19 protein-coding genes and 2 pseudogenes are annotated in these 17316 nt (G+C 69.1%); 10 read left to right on the top strand and 11 right to left on the bottom strand.

The annotated features are described in order from the left end of the window. Window positions 1-311, bottom strand: a pseudogene (locus tag QMK28_RS30485) (SPFH domain-containing protein); the annotation flags it as partial. A gap of 479 nt (window positions 312-790) precedes the next feature. On the opposite strand from QMK28_RS30485, the gene QMK28_RS30490 reads away from it, so the two are divergent. After that, window positions 791-982, top strand: a complete 192-nt coding sequence (locus QMK28_RS30490) for a hypothetical protein (RefSeq protein WP_326442929.1) — start codon at window positions 791-793, stop codon at window positions 980-982. Window positions 983-1482: 500 nt separating this feature from the next. Here the strand turns inward: QMK28_RS30490 and QMK28_RS30495 are convergent, their stop codons facing one another. The 4 genes and pseudogenes from QMK28_RS30495 to QMK28_RS30510 form a co-directional block, all read right to left on the bottom strand. Next, the gene (locus QMK28_RS30495; RefSeq protein ID WP_326442930.1) at window positions 1483-1947 is read right to left on the bottom strand and encodes an SET domain-containing protein-lysine N-methyltransferase; all 465 of its coding nucleotides are present in this window, start codon (window positions 1945-1947) and stop codon (window positions 1483-1485) included. 222 nt (window positions 1948-2169) lie between these two features. Further along, window positions 2170-2701 (bottom strand): annotated as a pseudogene (locus tag QMK28_RS34435) (IS6 family transposase). 280 nt (window positions 2702-2981) lie between these two features. Beyond that, on the bottom strand, window positions 2982-3635 hold the full coding sequence (locus tag QMK28_RS30505) for a GAF and ANTAR domain-containing protein (protein ID WP_326442931.1): 654 nt from the start codon (window positions 3633-3635) through the stop codon (window positions 2982-2984). Window positions 3636-3694: 59 nt separating this feature from the next. Beyond that, a complete protein-coding gene (locus QMK28_RS30510) occupies window positions 3695-4453 on the bottom strand; it encodes a GAF and ANTAR domain-containing protein (protein WP_326442932.1) in 759 nt (252 codons plus the stop codon). Window positions 4454-4940: 487 nt separating this feature from the next. Between QMK28_RS30510 and QMK28_RS30515 the strand changes: the two genes are divergently transcribed. Genes QMK28_RS30515 through QMK28_RS30525 form a run of 3 tightly spaced genes read left to right on the top strand, consistent with a single transcriptional unit; the run spans window position 4941 to window position 7554 of the window. Then, window positions 4941-5252, top strand: coding sequence for a helix-turn-helix domain-containing protein (locus QMK28_RS30515; RefSeq protein WP_326442933.1), 312 nt, complete (start codon window positions 4941-4943; stop codon window positions 5250-5252). After that, window positions 5249-6982: a helix-turn-helix transcriptional regulator gene (locus QMK28_RS30520; protein ID WP_326442934.1), complete on the top strand. Its 1734-nt coding sequence runs from the start codon at window positions 5249-5251 to the stop codon at window positions 6980-6982. Before QMK28_RS30515 ends, QMK28_RS30520 begins: the two co-directional genes overlap by 4 nt. Further along, window positions 6982-7554: a transcriptional regulator gene (locus tag QMK28_RS30525; protein WP_326442935.1), complete on the top strand. Its 573-nt coding sequence runs from the start codon at window positions 6982-6984 to the stop codon at window positions 7552-7554. The genes QMK28_RS30520 and QMK28_RS30525 overlap by 1 nt, the downstream gene beginning before the upstream one ends. 320 nt (window positions 7555-7874) lie before the next feature. Here the strand turns inward: QMK28_RS30525 and QMK28_RS30530 are convergent, their stop codons facing one another. Beyond that, window positions 7875-8462 carry a cysteine hydrolase family protein gene (locus tag QMK28_RS30530; RefSeq protein ID WP_326442936.1) on the bottom strand — a complete coding sequence of 196 codons (588 nt, stop codon included), beginning with the start codon at window positions 8460-8462 and terminating at the stop codon, window positions 7875-7877. A 119-nt stretch (window positions 8463-8581) separates the two neighbouring features. Between QMK28_RS30530 and QMK28_RS30535 the strand changes: the two genes are divergently transcribed. Next, window positions 8582-9571 carry a GlxA family transcriptional regulator gene (locus tag QMK28_RS30535; RefSeq protein WP_326442937.1) on the top strand — a complete coding sequence of 330 codons (990 nt, stop codon included), beginning with the start codon at window positions 8582-8584 and terminating at the stop codon, window positions 9569-9571. On the opposite strand, the gene QMK28_RS30540 is transcribed toward QMK28_RS30535, so the two are convergent. From QMK28_RS30540 to QMK28_RS30550, 3 genes are all read right to left on the bottom strand, one after another. Beyond that, window positions 9568-9777: a hypothetical protein gene (locus tag QMK28_RS30540; protein ID WP_326442938.1), complete on the bottom strand. Its 210-nt coding sequence runs from the start codon at window positions 9775-9777 to the stop codon at window positions 9568-9570. The two genes, QMK28_RS30535 and QMK28_RS30540, sit on opposite strands and share 4 nt — an antisense overlap. Window positions 9778-10163: 386 nt before the next feature. After that, complete coding sequence (locus QMK28_RS30545) at window positions 10164-10346, bottom strand: DUF397 domain-containing protein (protein ID WP_326442947.1); 183 nt, start codon at window positions 10344-10346, stop codon at window positions 10164-10166. A gap of 16 nt (window positions 10347-10362) precedes the next feature. Then, a complete protein-coding gene (locus QMK28_RS30550) occupies window positions 10363-11202 on the bottom strand; it encodes a DUF5753 domain-containing protein (RefSeq protein WP_326442939.1) in 840 nt (279 codons plus the stop codon). Window positions 11203-11368: 166 nt separating this feature from the next. Between QMK28_RS30550 and QMK28_RS30555 the strand changes: the two genes are divergently transcribed. From QMK28_RS30555 to QMK28_RS30565, 3 genes are read left to right on the top strand one after another with little or no spacing between them, the layout of a single operon-like run. Then, window positions 11369-11602, top strand: a complete 234-nt coding sequence (locus QMK28_RS30555) for a hypothetical protein (protein WP_326442940.1) — start codon at window positions 11369-11371, stop codon at window positions 11600-11602. Next, a complete protein-coding gene (locus QMK28_RS30560; protein ID WP_326442941.1) occupies window positions 11599-11772 on the top strand; it encodes a hypothetical protein in 174 nt (57 codons plus the stop codon). The genes QMK28_RS30555 and QMK28_RS30560 overlap by 4 nt, the downstream gene beginning before the upstream one ends. Next, window positions 11769-12053, top strand: a complete 285-nt coding sequence (locus QMK28_RS30565; RefSeq protein ID WP_326442942.1) for a DUF7848 domain-containing protein — start codon at window positions 11769-11771, stop codon at window positions 12051-12053. The genes QMK28_RS30560 and QMK28_RS30565 overlap by 4 nt, the downstream gene beginning before the upstream one ends. Before the next feature lie 312 nt (window positions 12054-12365). Here the strand turns inward: QMK28_RS30565 and QMK28_RS30570 are convergent, their stop codons facing one another. Further along, window positions 12366-12752 (bottom strand): DEAD/DEAH box helicase family protein, encoded by a 387-nt coding sequence (locus QMK28_RS30570; protein ID WP_326442943.1) that lies wholly within the window; start codon window positions 12750-12752, stop codon window positions 12366-12368. A gap of 705 nt (window positions 12753-13457) precedes the next feature. On the opposite strand from QMK28_RS30570, the gene QMK28_RS30575 reads away from it, so the two are divergent. Next, the gene (locus QMK28_RS30575; protein ID WP_326442944.1) at window positions 13458-13655 is read left to right on the top strand and encodes a hypothetical protein; all 198 of its coding nucleotides are present in this window, start codon (window positions 13458-13460) and stop codon (window positions 13653-13655) included. A gap of 15 nt (window positions 13656-13670) precedes the next feature. Continuing rightward, window positions 13671-13805: a hypothetical protein gene (locus QMK28_RS30580; RefSeq protein WP_326442945.1), complete on the top strand. Its 135-nt coding sequence runs from the start codon at window positions 13671-13673 to the stop codon at window positions 13803-13805. A 487-nt stretch (window positions 13806-14292) separates the two neighbouring features. Here the strand turns inward: QMK28_RS30580 and QMK28_RS30585 are convergent, their stop codons facing one another. Next, on the bottom strand, window positions 14293-16920 hold the full coding sequence (locus QMK28_RS30585; protein ID WP_326442946.1) for a DEAD/DEAH box helicase: 2628 nt from the start codon (window positions 16918-16920) through the stop codon (window positions 14293-14295). Window positions 16921-17316: the final 396 nt, after the last annotated feature.

The raw sequence follows: 17316 nt of genomic DNA on the forward strand, positions 1-17316 counted from the left end.
CGGATGATCGCGTCGGCCGCGTCGACGACCTTGAAGTAGATCACCGCGTCCACCCGGACCGTGACGTTGTCGCGGGTGATGGCGTCCTGCGCGGGAATCGGCATCGTCACGATCTGCATGTTGACCTAGTACAGCCGGTCCACGGCGGGGATCACCATGGTGAATCCGGGGCCGCGAATGCCGCCCCGCAGCCGGCCGAAGCGCAGGACCACTCCTCGCTCGTACTGCTTGACGACCCTGGCCGCCGCCACGATGTACAGCACAGCGGCCGAACCCACCACGGCCCCTGCAGCCAGCAGCTCCTCGACCATCGCAGCCCCCAGCCGTCCGAAGCGGGCATTACCTATACGTTATGCCCAGAAATACGCGTGCACGACCCTCCCACAGGGCGCTCCAGTTGTGACCTTCACCAAAGCGTTCTTGACGGCAAGAAGAGCTTGGCGGCGACGCGGCAGCTCACACCGGCGCTACCTGATGTAAGTGCTGACGGCGAGGGCGGGGCGCCGGCTACTTGGCCCAATGTCTGTCCGGCCTCTGCGGCTATGGTCAGCGCACGCGTCGCAGGGCGGCCCAGCTGACCCAGCTGCGGCGGCTTGGTTCGATCTTGCGAACCGGCGATCAAGGGGACGGGCTGAGAGGAGGACGAGACGCAGGCGCTCGCGATCACGCTGGGACTGCTGCTTCTGGCCGACGGAGTCCTGCCGCGTACGGAAGCGGTGCGCAGCCGCATCCTTTCCTACCGGACGGGGAGAGTATGGAGCTGCCGGCCCGTTACTGTGGAAGGTCCCGGATGTGCACTGCCGCCACTCGTCTGCGCCAGGTCATCGGCGACATCGTGCGAGCCGTCGATGACGGGAACGACCCCGAAATCGAGCGTCTGCTGACCGAATTGGTGGCCAGCCCCGACCCCGGCGCGCCGCACGCACTGCACGCGGCCCTCGCGGCGGCCCGACCGCCCGACTTTCGCCCAGTCCTGTCGTGACGGTTGGCTCCGGTGCCCGTGCTGTGTCATTCGTAGCTCTCGCTTTCGGGTAGACGTACGACGACCCGACGCCGGGGGAACGCCGGGCCGTCAGCCTCACCGTAGTGGCGCGGCCACACCGACGTCCGGAAATCGACACCCCGCCCCAGCCCCCGCGGCCCGGGACCGACAGCGCGGCGCGCCGTCGCCGACGCGGTCGTCGGTGCGACCGGCTCCAGGGCCGGCGCTCGAACGGCCCGGTCGGCGGCCGTACCGCCCGGCTGTCCGCTCTTCAACTTCTGTCTGCGCCGGGGCGCGGCCCGGCGCAGACAAACTGCCGGGCGGCCGTTCGCCCGCCCGGCGGTTTGGCCTCAAGCCAACCCCGTGAGGCTGGAGTTACTTCATGTGACCAATGGGCAAGGTGCTGATCCCGGGCCCGGATGGCGAGGTGCTGGCCGCCCTGGGCCGTGCCGTTACGTCACGCCCCTCGAAACCAGCGTGCGCAAGCCGGCAGACGAAACTCATCGGCCCTCACCGGGGCGAAGGCCAGGTCGTGGAGGGCGCATGGCCGGGGCGCGCTGGTTGTCGATGTCGGTGAGGTAGGGCGCGACGAAGCCGTGGTATTCGGCTTTGCGGTGGGCGGGGAGATCCTTCCAGCCGGTGATGCGGTCACGGCAGTGGCGCGACCCGCACAAGCAGTGGGCGGCGAAGTGTTCGACCGTGTAGTTCCGCATGGCGTAGTCGAAGGTGATCTCCTGGCCGGCGGCGATCGGCGTGCGGGCGACGTAGTCGTGGGCGCCCCCGGCGTTGAGGCGGATCCCGCAGTTGGGATCGCACGAATGGTTGACCTTGGTGACCAGGCCTCCGTGCAACACGAAGCGTTGCGCGCTGACTTGGGAGGCGTGCGAATGGTTGCGGTCGAGTTCACGGTCGATGACGCCGGTCATCACCGTCTCCCCGATGTGGAACGATCTGGTGGCGAACACGCCTTCTCCCCTGGTCCCGGTGCCGTGGAGCTGGTACCCGCTGTCCATTATGTCCCGCTCTCTGAGTATCGGATCACCCGCAAGCTGACACCCCGCAGGGTACGGCCGCTCAACGCGCCGCCAGCGCTTCCTCGACAAGGCCCCGTGGCGTTGTCAACTTGAGCAGGTCGCTGGTGGTGTAGTCCGGGTCGGGGCGTGTCTGGCCGTGGGGTGGGCCGGTGCTCAGGCTGCCGCGGGCAGACCGGTGCCGGTGGTGATCTGGTTCCAGGTGGTGAAGCGGGTGGTCATCTCGGCTCGGTAGTGGGGGGTGGTGAGGCGGTGGCGGTGGGGTCGGAAGTGGGGGAGATCCGGCTGAACGCTCCCAGGAACCGTTGGGCTCGTCCCACGGAGCGGAAGCCCTTCATGGCGCGTTCGGACGTTGCCCTCGGCGTCGACGGCACGCCACAGGTACTTCTGCGCACCGTTGATTTTGATGAAGACCTCGTCCAGGTGCCATTTGTCGCCCGGCCAGAGCCGGCGTCAACGCAGGGTCGCGGCGTAGGCGGGGCCGAACTTCGCACACCACTGACGGACCGTCTCGTACGACTCGATGATGCCGCGTTCCAGCATCATCTCCTCCACCTCACGGAAACTGAGCGGGAACCGGTGATACAGCCACACAGTGCGCGATGACCTCCGGCGGATAGCGGTAGCCCTTGTAGGAGGGGGTGTCCACGAACGACCCTTCCGACGGCGAGAACAACCCGATGATCATGCCCGCCAGAAGGGGATCCGATCAAGTTGACAAGGCCCCCGCAACCCTTCCGTTTGCGGAGCATGCCCCTTCTCTGTGGCAGCGGATGAGGGCTGCGGCGACGACGTGAAGGCCAGGAGTGCTCGGGCTTGCGCTCGAGTATGCGGTGGAGCGGGTGTGCATGGCAGCAGGTCCCGCCGGCGTTCGGGCGAGCGCAGTCGAACGGCACGACGCTCCCGCGCCCCTCCATCTCGGCAGCGCCCACGGCTGGGCTTCTCAAGTTCCGGGTCTCAGAGGGGTGCTATTGCGGCGGTGAGGGGGGGTCGGGGTCGAGGTGGAGGCGGTTGGTGATGATGTCGTGGGCGACGTCCAGGATCGGTCGGTCGTTGCTGTAGGCATGGGCCCGAAGTCGCAGCAGAGCGTGTTCCAGGGGGATACCGAGTTGAGCGGAGAGCTTTCCGGTGGCCTGGTGGACCTCCGCCCGGTGCAGCCCGGCGGGCTCGGTCAACGGGCTCAGTGGGTCGAGGCGGGCGGTCAGCAGCACGGTGAGGGTTTCGGCGACAGCGAGGTCGTCGCTCATCTGTTGTTCGCTCAAGGGGCCGGGGGTGGTCCGGTATCCGGTGACGACGCCGAGATGGATCGCGCCGATGCGCAAGGGGAGGGCGAAGACGGCGTGGATGCCGGCGGCCTGGGCGGCCGGCCGGAAGCCGGGCCAGATCCGGGTGGTCAGGGCAAGGTCGGCTTCGAGGTAGGCGCGGCCGTGGCGGATGGCGTCGGGGGTGGGGCCTTCGCCCAGGGTGTACTGCAGATCGTCCAGGGCGGGGCCGCGTTCGTCGGACTTGTCGTACCAGAGGAGTTCGCTACGGCCGGCTGCGGTCAGCAGGCACACGGTCACTCCGTCGAGACCGAGGCAGGCAGCACAGTCGGCGACCGGGAAGGCGGCGCTGTCTGCCATGGCGGCGTTCGTCAGGGCTGCGGCCAGCACGGCCCTGATCTCTGCGCTGGGGCGGGGCATCATGGCACCTGCTGGTCACGGTAGTTGCTCATCGTCAGTATTCTCCGGTCCGTGCCTGTGGTCCTCCTGCGGCCGCTGGGCGGCGAGGAGCCCGGCAAGTCCAGTGGGGCGGTGCCGTCGAGGACGTCGTGGGCCACGTTGGTGAGGCGGATGCGGTGCCGGCGGGCGTGTGCGCGCAGTTGTGCGAAGGCCGCGTCGATGCTGACGCCGCCGCGTGCGGCGAGGGCCCCTTTGGCCTGTTCGATCACCACCCGGCTTTCGAGCGCGGCCTGCAGCCGTGCGCTGAGGGTCATGTGGTCACGCACGGAACGGTGTTGCAGGATGCCGATCGCGGCTGCCGACGCGAGCGCCTGCGCCAGGTAGCGCTCGTGCTCGGTCAGTGCACGGGGGGCGGCGTGGAAGCTGTTGAGGGCGCCGATCACCCGGTCGTGCAGCCGCAGCGGCGTCCCGGCCACGGTCGCGAAGCCGTGCCGCACGGCCAGCGGGGCGAAGCGCGGCCACCGCCGGCGGGTCGCGGGCGCGTCGAGCGGAATCCCGGGAGTCGCCGCGCCGGTGCGGGCGCAGTCCCGGCAGGGCCCCTCGTCCCATGGGATCCGGGCCGTCTCCAGCCGGCGGGTCGCCTCGTCGGCCCGGAGCAGCGCCGACGCGTGCTCGGTGAGGTTGTGCAGGTAATCCATGATGTCGAACTCGCCGGCCAGGGTGCCGGCCAACTCGACGCATGCCGCCGCGAGGCGCTCCTCGCGCTCCAAACCGGACATACCAGACCCGCCTTGCCTCACCTTCCGGGCCGCCGGACGAGGACCGGATCACCGCACGGCCGGTCCGCCTCTACACATCCTCCTTGCGCCCGAAGCGGTCGACCTCCGCTTGCCCGGGGAAAGCCCCTGTCTCGAGCTTGGCACCATAGCCCTGCGGACTCAACCCCGCCCGGGCTCCGGCCGGCGTCCGAAAGCGTCGACACTTCTTGATGTCAGGGGGAGCGCCATGGCTCTGATATGCGCGGGGTGCCTGTCCGAGCGGGCGGCGGAGGCGGCGTATGAGGAGGAGCGCGTCGCCCGGTACGCGGCGCGCCGGGATGTGCGCGCGGCGCTGGCTGGAGCGCCAGCTGGAGGAGTGAACCGCGGGGCCCGGGCGGGGGACGGAACCTCCCGGGACGCACGGCACCAGCGAGACCCTGAACGCATCAGTGAGTGTGATTAGCTAAATCTGATGCGTTGAATGCAATGAATCAGATAGGGTGGGGGTATGGAATTGAGTCTGGAGGAGTCGTTGCGGCTGACGGTGGCGGCGTTGATGCAGGCCACGGGGGAGTCGCAGCGTTCCATCGCGGCGGTGCTGGGGCTGACTCAGACGCAGGTCTCCCGTCGGCAGTCGGGTGCCGTCTCGTGGAGTCTGCGCGACGTTGACGTCCTGGCCGGGCACTACGGCATCGGCGGGCCGGACCTGCTGTCCGGACCGACCCGGGCATGCGAATCCCTGCCCGCCGACCGACGCCGCAGTGCCAAAGCCGAGACCAGCCGCAGCACTAAAGCGGAGACGCGGGGGGCGGTCCGGTGAGTGACTTCGACGCGATCGACTCGCTGCTCGCTTCCGTCGGTCCGCAGGCCGCCCTCCCGGAGCCCGGGGTGCGCCGTGGCCTGCGGGAGCGAGCCGGGCTGTCCAAGGCGCAGCTGGCCCGCGCGCTGGGGGTGAGCCCGTCCACGGTCAGCGCCTGGGAGGGCGGCCGGGATCCGGCCGGTGAGATTCGCGCCAGGTACGCGTACCTGCTGGACGGGCTGAGCGCCAAGCTCGCCACCGCCACCGAGATCGTGACCGCAGCGGAGGTGGCTGCCGGGCAGCCCTCGGCACCGGACACCACAGCGGGCTCCGACACCTCTTCGCCGTCGCTGGAACCGGACGAGGGCACCGACTCTTCGCCGTCGCCGGAACTCGAACAGGGCGCCGACGAAGTGGAGGTGCTGGCGGTGGCGGAGCCGTGTGTGTTGTGCGGTCGTCCGGCGCGGCAGCGGGTGGCGGGGTTCGTTCAGCACTTGGACGGGGCCGACTGCCAGCCCCCCGCCGCTCCCACCGCCGCTCCCGCTCCCGCTCCCGCTCCCGCTCCCGCTGAAAGCCCGGTGGCCGCGCCCACCACCCCCGCCCCCCCCACCTCCGACGCGGCCGAAGCCGCGGCGGCTGTGTCTGCCGCTGTCCCTCGCACGCCGCCGACCCAGCAGTCCCCGTCGCGGTCGCGCACGGCGCGTCCGTCGCCTGTGGTGGGTGGTGCGGCGCGGGCCAGGGGTCCGGCCCGGCGGGCGTTCCAGGAGCCGTCCGGTCCGGTCGATGTGATCCGCGCTGCTGTTCAGGGTGCGCTGGCCGAGCACGGCGGTGATGTGGAGGCGGCTGCCGCGGTGTTGGTGAAGCGGGCGATCCCGGATGCGATGCGGCTGCTGGATGAGACCCGCAAGGGGGCGCGCTACGACGTGATCGCCCACCCCGGGATGCCCGACGTCCTCAAGAAGGAGACCTCCGGCCCTGACCAGATCTGGGAGGCCCGCCCCAAGTGGACCCGGCACCAGTTGCCGCCCGGCCGGCACGAGGTGGCGGCGCTGGACATCAACGGCGCCTACCTGAGCGCCCTCAAGACGCACCTGCCGCTCGGCCGGCTCGAACACTCCACCGGCCCGGCCCACGACCGGCGCCGCGCCGGAATCCACCTGATCACCCCACCCGCGTGGGAGCACGAAGCGGTGCTGCCCAACCCGGTCGGCGACCGGGACGAGCCGGGCCCACTGTGGGTCACCGAACCGACCCTGCGCCTGCTGCTGCGGCTGTCCGGCCCGCAGCACGGCCTGTGCGCGCCGCCACGGATCCACGAGTCCTACACCTCGGGCGCCACCGAGAACCTGCTGGAGAAGTTCCGCATCGCGCTCAAGGACGCCCGGGATGAGGCGATCGCCCAGGGCGACGGGGTGACGTTGGAGTATGTGAAGGCGATGTACTCCAAGTTCGTCTCCACGATGGGGGAGTCGAACTACAACCGGGATCTGTACCGTCCGGACTGGATGCACATCATCCGCTCCCAGGCCTTCGCCAACCTCTGGATGAAGGCGCTCAAGGCCCACGACGAGGGCCTGGCCGTCGTCCGCGCGATGGGCACCGACGAACTCCACGTCATCGGCGACTGGCACCGTGTCTTCCCCGAAGGACGCGGTGTTACCGAAGTCAAGGTCAAGGACACCTACACCGCCGGAACCGACACCGACACCGGAACCGACACCGAAGACACCACAGGGGAGGAGCGGGAGTAATGCCGGAGAAGAACATGGACTTCGGGAAGTTCGGCGCCCAAGGCATCAAGGGCGGCGACGCCGTCGCGCGCCAGCTCGACGAACTCGCGGGCGGCATCGCCACTCCGGTGACCGCCAAACGCGGCCTGAGCGCCCGCCTGAACTACCTGACCACGTCGGCCCACAGCTGGAAGGCCGCCCAGGACGCCGGACTCACGGTCACCGACCGGACACGCAAAGCCTGGATGGAGGGCAAGCGCCGCCCCTCGAAAGCCAACCTGGAACGTATCGACCAGGCCTACCGCCAGGTGCGCCGCCACAACGTCGCCCGCCACCTGGTGGCCCGCCTCAACCGCAACGGACGCGGCACCAGGGTGGAGATCCACCCCCTCAACCAGTCCCAGGTGGCACGCCCGCTCCAGCGGGTGGTGGAGCACCGGAAGTTGAACGTGCGCCGCTGGGACAAGCTCGTCGGTTCCTGGGCGGCCGGCGACCACCAGGGCCTCGACGACGCGTGGCAGGACACGATCGTCGACCTCGGCAGCCAGTGGGGCCAGTACGAGTACGTCACCAACGTCGGCTTCGCCGCATAGCAGCCGACGTCGCCCGCGGGCGCCGGTCTCCCGCGCCCGCCGGGTGTGGTCGGGTAGCCGGAGTCCAGCAATGGACTCCGGCTACCCGAACCATCGCCACCGTACGGCCGCCCTCCCGCCACGCGGCGACCGTCTGGACCAGCAGATCGAGCGTCGGCACCAGCACCAGCACCCGCCGCGCACCCAGCTTCTGAGCCGCCTCGACGGCGATCAGGGTCGGGTGCGGCTCTTTGGAGGGACCTCATGAGCTGGGAGTTCGGCAGTTCGATCGCTCTTGCCATGCTCGGCAGCCGCGCGTCCCTGATCCGCCGGGTATCTCCCTACCCCCGGGCCGCAGTCAGCAGATCCGTCGTCGTCACGACCTGCGCGAAGCCGCCGCCGTGCAGGGAGACCGCGGTCGCCCGGGCCAGTTCGTCGGCCGACTGCCGCCAGTCGAACGGGCCCGTCAGATCGAAGGTGTGAGTGGCGTCCAGCGGGAACAGCACCTGGTAACCGAGGTTGCCGCCCATCCGGGCCGTGGTCTCCGCGCACATGTTGGTCTGGATCCCGGCCACCACGAACTGGGTGATCCCTGCCTCTTTGAACCAGGCGTCCAGGTCGGGGGTCCCGTAGAACGCCGAGTTCACGGACTTCGTGACGAGCAGTTCTGGCCCACTGCCGAGCCCCCGCCGAGCCTGCACGTACTCCTTGAAGTCATTGCCCCCGTAGCCCAGCCGCAGTGGTGAGTCGGGCTTGGCCGAGTCATGGCGTACGAAGACGACGGGCCGTCCCGTCTCCTGCCAGGCGGCGATCAGCGCGGCGATGTTCTCGTCGGCGGCCGGGTTGTTGCGCGGCCCCCAGAACTTCTCCTCGCCGAAGCCCTTCTGTACGTCGATGACGACCAGTGCAGCGTTCCGTGCGACGTCCATGTTCCCTGTTCCTCCTGTGCTTTTTGCGTTCCCTGCGCTCTCCATGGCCCCCATGCTGCCGTCCCGGAGCGATCTTCCCCAGGTGTCTTGAAGTCGGCGATCGATGGTTTACTGCCAGGGTGACGCCTCATCGCATCGCGCTGCTCGCCTTCCCCGGCATCCGGGCCTTCGACGTGACCGTGATCACCGAGGTCTGGGGCGTGGACCGCACCGACCGTGGGGTGCCTGCCTTCGACCTGCGCCGGGTCGCTGCGAACCCCGCCCCGGTGCCGATGCGCGGCGGCCTCACCCTCACCCCGGACCGGACCCTTCGCTGGCTGGACCGCGCCGAGCTGATCCTCGTCCCCGGCCTGGACGACTGCACAACCCCCGCCCCCGTAGCCGTGCTTGAGGCGCTACGCCAAGGCCACGCGCGCGGCACCACCATCGCCGCCCTGTGCGGCGGCGCATTCACACTCGCCCAGGCCGGACTGCTCGACGGCCGCCGCGCCCTCACTCACTGGCGCCTCGTCGACCTGCTCAGAGCGCGGCACCCGCGGGTACAGGTCGAGCCCGACGCCCTGTTCGTCGAGGACGGCAACCTCTGGACCGCCGCGGGCACGGCCGCCGGCATCGACCTCTGCCTGCACCTCGTACGGACCGGCTACAGCGCCGAGGCCGCCGCGACCATCGCCCGCTCCATGGTCACCGCACCGTTCCGGACCGGAACCCAGGCCCAGTTCATCGAGCACCCCACTCCGCGCACCGACCGCGACGCGGACGCGCTGGCCGCCGTGCGCGCCCACGCACTCAGCCACCTCCACGAGCCGCTCACCGTGCCCGCGCTGGCCGCCCACGCCGGGATGTCACCACGCTCCTTCGCCCGGCACTTCACCGCGGCCACCGGGACGACCCCGCTGCGCTGGCTCCTCGACCAACGCATCGCGGCAGCCCAGAAGCTCCTCGAACACACCGACCTGCCCATGCCCGAAGTAGCCCGCCGGGCAGGCTTCGGCAGCGAGGTCACCATGCGCCAGCACTTCGCGGCCCGCCTCGCCACCAGCCCGCGCGCCTACCGCGCCTCCTTCGCAGCCCGGCCCGCCTCCCAACAGGCCCTCACCGCACACTAGGCAGCAGTGAAAGATCGCGACCGGTACAGGGACGCCGGTCCCTCCAGAGGAGCCGCACCCATCAGGGTCTTGCCCGAGCCCGTCGCAGCGATCACCTGCGTCCGCAGCCCCTGCGACGGCATGAGCCCGCCGGCGGGCGTCAGCAGCACGCGCAGAACAGCATCGACCGCCTCCACCTGATGCGGGAACAGCTCTTTCCCCGGCATGCGCTTCCCCTTCTCGCCCGTGGGTCACGGGCTGATGATCGTTTCCCCTGGAGTGGAGCGGGCCGCCCCGATGGGACATACGAGCGGCGCTCCGCGATACCTGGCATGCCCTGTGACCAGAGGCGATGCGTGTGGTCTCGTACTGCATGCCCCGCAGCCGTCCCCGCGGCCCGGCGCACGCAGGGCCGCTGCGGACCCTCTGGCGGGCCGGAGCTGCTGCCCGAGGCCGTCGACGGGCACTGTCAAGTTTCGTGAGGACCAACGTTACGCAGCGCCAGCCGTCGCAGGTCACGATGTCGCGACGCGTAGTGCATCCCGGTGTGCCGACATGGCAACGGCCCCCGCCGCTAGACGAGGGCCGCTCACTCGGGAGTCTGCTGCGCCGCTCAGGAAGGGAACTCCCCACCCCTGACGGCGGTGACGAACGACGACCAAGCGGCCGTCTCGAAGATGAGCGCCGGACCGTGCGGGTCCTTGGAATCACGGACCGGAACGCCAGCGGGGTATCCGTCGGACACCTCAATACAACCGCCCGCATTGTTCTCGCTGTAACTGGACTTGCGCCACACGGGGAGAGCCGATGCGTCAGGAATCGTCTTCAACTTCGTACTCTTTCAGGTATTTGCGGATCAGGTCGAGTGATTCATCGTCTGTGAGGGCCAAAGAGCGGGCCATGTCAAATCTTTGCGTCAGATCAAGAACCCTTCTCGGGGAATCTACTGGCTCGCCGGAGTCGAAGCTCTCGACTACGGCAATGGTCGCGCCATCGGGCAACGTGTGCAAGGTAAGGCTCCCCCCGAGCATGGGATGCGCCCCTCTATCGAAGGGAAGGACCTGCACGGTTACGCGCGGACGGGCGGAGGATCGCAGCAGATATTTTATTTGTTCGACCATGCACGATAGACCCCCAATTGGCCGCTTAAGTGCCGACTCATCCATGATTCCCCAGTAATAGGGCGGTTCCTGTCGGTCCAGGACTCGCTGTCGTTTTACGCGGACGGCGACGCGCTCGCTGATCTGTTCCTCGGATTCGCCCAGTTGAGATCTCCGGAATGCCGCTCGCGTGTATTCCGGAATTTGAAGGAGGCCGGGGACAACACTGCTGTTGAAGACTTGAATGCGTTCGGCCTCGGGTTCTTTGTTGACGGCTTTCCGGCTGTAGTCCGGAATCAGCGTGTCATGCGCCAACTCCAAGAGTTCGGCCAGCACCCCGTCAGTATCAAAGAATTCGTCCAGCGTGATGACCAATGCTTCCGAGGGGAGTTGCTCCCCAAGCTCCACCCGACCCAAGTAGCTGTGCGAGTAGCCGCCCACTCGTTCGGAGAGCTGGCGGAGCGACAGGCCCTTGCGCTCCCGGAGCCGACGCAGCCGTCTGCCCAGGCTGACCCGTGGCGTGAGCTTGGCACCTTCGCTGTTCAGCTCCACTCCATCGAACCCTTCTTCGTATCAACTCGCTGTCAACCCAGGGCGTTTGGTGACACGTCAAACGTGTACCCGGCAGACCCCACCGGCAATGTTGGTGATGATGCGAGTACAGCACGTAACCGCTCGCCCGATCAGGGTGGGCACACCAGAGGGATACGGAGCGACCATGACGCAGCAGGCGCAGGAACGGCCCCCGGAGCGCGAGGCACTCGTCTACGACCAGGTGGCGCACAAGGTGGGGGAGTACCAGGACAAGACGGGTCCGCACGCGATGCTGCGCCCCGTGGGCGGGGGCCGCGAGTGGCAGGCCGAGCCGGGCCAGATCCGCCCGACTACCCCGGCGGAACGGCTGAGCGCCGAAGTGAAGGCGGCCGACGACCGTGCCGGGCGGACGCTGTGAGCGAGCAGGGCTACGGCACGAGCCGTCCGCCCGTTCCCGTTCCCGGCTGCGCGACGTGCGCCGAGCTTTCTGAGCGGCGCAAGGACGCGCGCACCGAGTTCGACGGGAGCAAGGAGACCGACGCCAACGTGTTGATGCGTCAGCGTCAGCGACGGGAGCACCAGGCATGAGCCGGCGGATCTTTCGATACGTCGCCTTCTCGATCGTGCAGGACGTGACGGCAGAGCCGGAGTACGCGGCGCGTTGCGTCTCGGGGGACGAATCCGAGTGCGGTGCCGAGTCCGGTGTCGGACACCACCCTGCGGAGGTCGAGGAGTGGCAGCGTAAGCACACCCAGGAGACGCGGCACGTGCGCTACCGCCGGAACTTCGCGGACTACGCGGTCATGGAGCCCCCGGACGGTCTTCCGGTCGGACTACAACCGGCGCGCGTCGCGCGGGTCCGCGCATGAGGCGCTTGCGCGGCTGGAAGGTGAAGGTGACGGCGCCTTCTGGGGCGGGGTCCTCATGATGAGCAGCGTCGGCGGGCTCCTGGCCGTGATCGTCCTGGCCATGGCCCGACAGTCACCGCCGTGAGGCACCACCACCCGAAGACTCCCGCCCCGGCCGGACCATCCGCCCGCAACCCTGGGACAGGTCGAGCGCCGACCGGGGCGGGCACGCCAGTGCACAACACGACGCGAAGGAGCGCGCGGCGGTGACAGCGATCATGGTTAGCCCGGCCAACTCGCCTGTAGTTAAGCTCAGTTCACTTGAGTTGGAGATCACGGCGGCGTACGTGGCGAACACGCCTCCCGCTCCATCCCTCGCATCCAGTCGGCCAGTTCACCCGGGTCCGTCGTGCACGGCACACCGTCGGAATCCGGGGCCCGCAGCGAGCACACCCCCACCATCGCCCCCGTACGGCCCCCCTCCCGCCACGCGGCGACCGTCTGGACCAGATCGAGCGTCGGAACCAGCACTAGCACCCGCCGCGCACCCAGCTTCCGAGCCGCCTCGACGGCGATCAGGGTCTTGCCCGAGCCCGTCGCAGCGATCACCTGCGTCCGCAGCCCCTGCGACGGCATGAGCCCGCCGGCGGGCGTCAGCAGCACGCGCAGAACAGCATCGACCGCCTCCACCTGATGCGGGAACAGCTCTTTCCCTGACATGCGCTTCCCCTTCTCGCCCGTGGGTTACCGGCTGATGATCGTTTCCCCTGGAGAGGAACGGCCGCCCCGATGTGACGTACGAGTGGCGCTCCGCGAGACAGGGCACCGAGATGTTCGCTGCGCCCAAGGACAGCAGCGCCCATGCCCTGGTCGTCGGCGGTTTCCAGGCTCTGTTTCGAGCGGACAGCCGGCCTCCGGTCGCCAGCCGGTCACTGCGCAGGGCGCCGACGCTCTGCGTGCCTGCGCGGCTCGTCGGTGCTCGAACGCCGAGGAGCTCGCCGCTGTCCTGGAGGACAGCGCCGCCGACGGGCTGCCCGGCGCGGCCGCTGCCACGTCCTGGGAAGTCGTCCGCGACCCTCGCCTGGCCGAGCTCGCTGCTGCGGACCGGTGGGCCACGGTGGCGGCAAGGTAAGTCCGACACCCCAGGCCCTGCGGCGGTAGGCTGTCTGTCGATATGACCGACTTTGCCGACGAGGCCCGCACCCGTGCAGCTCGCCTGCTCAGGATGGCCAACACCGCCGACGGTCCCACCCGGGACCGGCTCATCGAGTACGCGGACAGCACGCCGGAGCCGCCGGGGATAGGTTCCTTCGGCATCAGTACCACCGGCTGCCCCGCCTGCCGTCGCACCATGTGGGCGCAGAGCGGCAACTTGTGGGTCTGTGCTTTCTGCGGCGGTGTCGCTGAACGTGAGGAGTCCGCGCCATGCTCTGCCCGCACTGTCGCACCCTGATGACCCCGCCCCCGCCGGGGGCGCCCGACCGCCACGCGTGCACCACCTGCCTGCGCGTTGCGGCCACTGGCGAGGACGCGCAGGACATCGAGGCCCGCGAGGACCAACGCCGCGAGGCTCTCGCCCTTCTCGATGAGGCTCTCGCCCTTCAGCGCACCCGTCGTACTTGAGAGCAGGGAGACGGCATGGGCCAGACCATCGCGACCAAGGGCTGCGGTAAATGCGGGGGCACCATGTACCGCACCATCGAGACCGACAGCGACGGCAACGCCACCAACGAAACCGCCTGGGTCTGCAACAGCTGCGGCAACGTCGAGTAGCCCGCCGCAGGCGTGGGGGACGGCCAGCTCCTGTCAGCGGGTGATTCCGGCGGTGGTCCAGGCGTCGGTGATCTGTTCGTAGGCGGCTTGGGAACGCGTCGTTGGGCGGGGTGCCGAGACCAGGGCCGCCGCCAAGGGTCCGCACCGCGGGGATGTCGAGCAGCACCACGGCCGCGACCCGCTCCAACTGGGCGATGAGATCGGCGCCTGAGCGGGCGGGATGGAAGCGGTCGGCGCCGATCTCCTGGACCAGGCCCAGCAACCCGTCGGTGCCCGCCAGCGGCCGCCCGCCGCGCCGCCTTGCGGGCCTTCGCGCAGGAGCGGTCCGGCGGCTACCCGCCCTCCAAAGACTTCGTCGAACTCCTCTACAGCGAGCCGCTGCTGAAGAAGCCGCGATGACGGGATGTCGTGCAAAGGGCCCGGATCCGGGCCCTCCTTGCGTTCCTGGGAGTGATCCCTACTTCTGGCTCCCGGCTGCCGTGGTGGCTTACCAGCGCATGCCGAGTGCGTCGAGGTCGGTGCGGCGTTGGTCGGTGAGTTTGTCGGCGCGGCGGCGGGTGTTGTCGAGGAAGGTGCCGAGTTTCACCGCGACGGTCTCCTCGCTGCCGGGGCGGCCAGCCCCCTCAAGCGCTGGTTCCAGGTGCTCGACATGCTTCCGGGGGACGTTCAGATGACGCTCCCGGGTGTGGAACTGCTGTGCCGCGCGGAGGTTGAGGGTCCATTTGTCGTGCTGCGTACGTTGCACGGGCCGTTCGTCCTCTCCGGCCGGGTCGAGGCTGAGGATGTTCTCGAGCAGCCATTGCTGAGCGGGCTGGAGGGTGTCCCAGCCGAGTCGGCAGGAGGTCGCCCAGCGGCCCAGGTCTTCGCCCTGCACGAGGAGGTCGCCCGGCGCTGTCGGTACCGCCCCACCGCCTTGAACATGGGCCTGGGCGAGGCGGAAGCAGCGCTGCCAGCCGGTGTCCCAGGCGGGGCACCAGCCGGGGTCGATGTCTTCCAGCGCTTCGCGTCGCGCCTCGGTGAGGGCCCCGGCGCTGGATTCGACCGGGAGGCCGGCCTCCCGCCGCTCCCGGATCGCATCAGTGAGCCGGGCCGCGGTGCGTTGGTTCTTCGCCCACACCCCGACCGGATACTCCTCCCAGACGGCGGTGGCCGGTGGCAGGAAGTGCCCGTGGACCGCGGCCCAGGCGCGGGCGGCGGTGAGGCCTTCGTCGAACGCGATGTCCTGGTGTGACCAGACCATCCCGAGCGTGTCGAGTTCGGTGACGCGGGCAGGTGCGAGGTGTCCGGCCTTGTTGAAGCGTCTCTGGTTGGCCAGCCATGTCCCCAGCGGGAAGCCGGCTGGGGACCAGCCGTCGGGGGTGACGAAGTCGTACGGCACCCGCAGCTCCTTGGTGCCGGTCTCCTTCGCGTACCGCAGGCAGGCCTCGTGCCCGCGCCGCCAGAACTCGTTCTCCGGTTCCAGCACTCGCAGCTTCACGAACCGCGCCAGCATCGCCGGATCCCTGGGCGTGGAGAACTTCAGCAGCTCCCGCGCGGGCGCACTCGGACCCGGCTCCCCGGCCAGCTGCTCCTGGCCGTCCTCGTCGACGGCAGACTCATCCGCTCCAGCACCACCCTGGGCTTCACCGCCCTCCTCGGGCTCGTAACCGCCCTCCTCGGGCTCGTAACCGCCCTCCTCGGGCTGGTAACTGCCGCTGCGCACTCGGGGGTCGGCGAGCGCCTCGATGGTGTCGGTGTCGTGTGCGCGGAGGGCTTCGAGGATCTTCGCGAGGGTTCCGTAGGCCTTCGAGGTGAGCATTTCTTCTGGAGTTTCACCCGGAGCAAGGAATACCGGAACGACCAAGGAAGCAATCTTTCCTTCGCCGGGCTTCATCCGCAGAGCGCGGCCGACCATCTGCACGATGTCGACCATCGAGCCCCGCGCGTCACAAAAGGCAACCGAATCACAATTCGCTGTGTCGACTCCCTCACCGATCACCTTTACGGAGCTCAGCACGCGCAGTGCTGCCGGCACCAGCTGCCGCTCGCCACCCTCGGCGCCGTTGTCCTGGTGCTCGATGACGTCGGAGGCGAACTCCTCGAACGTCGCCCGTCGATGCCCCGCTGAGTGCTCGCCGCACAGCCAGTTGGCCCACACCCAGTCCGGGTGAGGGAACCGCACCGGGTCCTCCTCCCACAGCCGCCGGGCGACATCGACGACCCCGTCGGCCATCGCCTCCGCCTCACTTACCCGGCTGTGGAACGCCAGCATCTTGCGCAGGCTCTCCTGCGCGGCCGCCGTCAGCACACCCGCCTGCAGCGCGGCCAGCCGCGCCCCCCGCACCGCATCCGAGCCATGCTCGCCCTTCTGCCGCGCCCGGTGGAGCACGGGGTCGGTGATGTCCATGCACACCACCTGATACGCGGCAACCAAACCGCGGCTGATGCACTCGGACAAGGTCAACTTGAAAGCCACCGGCCCGAACAACTCGGAGTCCGGGGACATACTCGCGATCAACCGCGACTCCCCGCTCCCGTCCCCGCGGGCGTTCTCGGGTGCCTCCCAGATCCGGGGGGTCGCGGTCATGTAGAGCCGACGGGCGGCCGGGATCTTCTCCTGGTCGTGCACGGCAGCCCACGGCTTGCCCGCATCCCCGCTGGTCCGGTGGGCCTCGTCCACGATCATGAGGTCCCACACTCCAAGGCCGGCCGCGTGTGCGCGTTGCAGGATGCCGAGCCCGACGGCGGCGTACGTGGCGTACACCGTCACCTGCTCTCGCCCCGACCCCTCGGCCCAGTCGGCCAGTTCAACCGGATCGGTCGTGCACGGGACGCCGTCGGAGTCCTCGGTCCGCAGTGAGCACACCCCCACCATCGCCCCACTGCGGCCGCCCTCCCGCCACGCGGTGACCATCTGAAGCAGCAGGTCCAAGGTGGGCACCAGGACCAGCACCCGCCGCGCACCCAGCTTCCGGGCCGCCTCGACGGCGATCAGGGTCTTGCCCGAGCCCGTCGCAGCGATCACCTGCGTCCGCAGCCCCTGCGGCGGCATGAGCCCGCCGGCGGGTGTCTGCAGCACGCGCAGAACGGCGTCGACCGCCTCCACCTGATGCGGGAACAGTTCTTTCCCCGGCATTACTTTCCCCTTCCAATTACTGCTCTGCTATGTTCGACACGTGCTTTAACGGACACCGGAACCCGGGTTTTATCGAATTGCTGGGAACGTGGAAAGGCTCATGCAAGCCAATTCGAGGCCGTTTATTCAATTGCCCGTCAACCTCGGCGGAACCCCGTGGCCCTGCGCCGGGGGTGGCCCATCTCTTCACAAGGTAGCGGCCCAGACCAGATGACGCACGTAGGCCGTGGAAACTGTTCAGAACGGACCGGTCCTGCTAGGGTGGGCTCACATCCCAGGGCAGTTCCAGCCCCTTCCCGTTCGGGGGCCGACCGTCTCCAGGCCCCCGACACACTGTCAGGACCCGCCCCCTGAAGCCCCCGTCAACCCGCACCACAGACACCCACACCCCTAGCC

Origin of the sequence: Streptomyces sp. H27-D2, from assembly GCF_035828615.1 — a bacterium.
In the GTDB taxonomy this organism is placed as follows: Bacteria; Actinomycetota; Actinomycetes; order Streptomycetales; family Streptomycetaceae; genus Streptomyces.

Excerpts from the sequence above, each read along its gene's own strand:
- QMK28_RS30570 (WP_326442943.1), bottom strand. The coding sequence starts at position 12,752 with ATGTCAGGGAAAGAGCTGTTCCCGCATCAGGTGGAGGCGGTCGATGCT.
- QMK28_RS30525 (WP_326442935.1), top strand. The coding sequence starts at position 6,982 with ATGCCGGAGAAGAACATGGACTTCGGGAAGTTCGGCGCCCAAGGCATC.
- QMK28_RS30555 (WP_326442940.1), top strand. The coding sequence starts at position 11,369 with ATGACGCAGCAGGCGCAGGAACGGCCCCCGGAGCGCGAGGCACTCGTC.
- QMK28_RS30510 (WP_326442932.1), bottom strand. The coding sequence starts at position 4,453 with ATGTCCGGTTTGGAGCGCGAGGAGCGCCTCGCGGCGGCATGCGTCGAG.
- QMK28_RS30490 (WP_326442929.1), top strand. The coding sequence starts at position 791 with ATGTGCACTGCCGCCACTCGTCTGCGCCAGGTCATCGGCGACATCGTG.
- QMK28_RS30505 (WP_326442931.1), bottom strand. The coding sequence starts at position 3,635 with ATGGCAGACAGCGCCGCCTTCCCGGTCGCCGACTGTGCTGCCTGCCTC.
- QMK28_RS30565 (WP_326442942.1), top strand. The coding sequence starts at position 11,769 with ATGAGCCGGCGGATCTTTCGATACGTCGCCTTCTCGATCGTGCAGGAC.
- QMK28_RS30540 (WP_326442938.1), bottom strand. The coding sequence starts at position 9,777 with ATGCCGGGGAAAGAGCTGTTCCCGCATCAGGTGGAGGCGGTCGATGCT.
- QMK28_RS30530 (WP_326442936.1), bottom strand. The coding sequence starts at position 8,462 with ATGGACGTCGCACGGAACGCTGCACTGGTCGTCATCGACGTACAGAAG.
- QMK28_RS30575 (WP_326442944.1), top strand. The coding sequence starts at position 13,458 with ATGCTCTGCCCGCACTGTCGCACCCTGATGACCCCGCCCCCGCCGGGG.
- QMK28_RS30515 (WP_326442933.1), top strand. The coding sequence starts at position 4,941 with ATGGAATTGAGTCTGGAGGAGTCGTTGCGGCTGACGGTGGCGGCGTTG.
- QMK28_RS30580 (WP_326442945.1), top strand. The coding sequence starts at position 13,671 with ATGGGCCAGACCATCGCGACCAAGGGCTGCGGTAAATGCGGGGGCACC.
- QMK28_RS30585 (WP_326442946.1), bottom strand. The coding sequence starts at position 16,920 with ATGCCGGGGAAAGAACTGTTCCCGCATCAGGTGGAGGCGGTCGACGCC.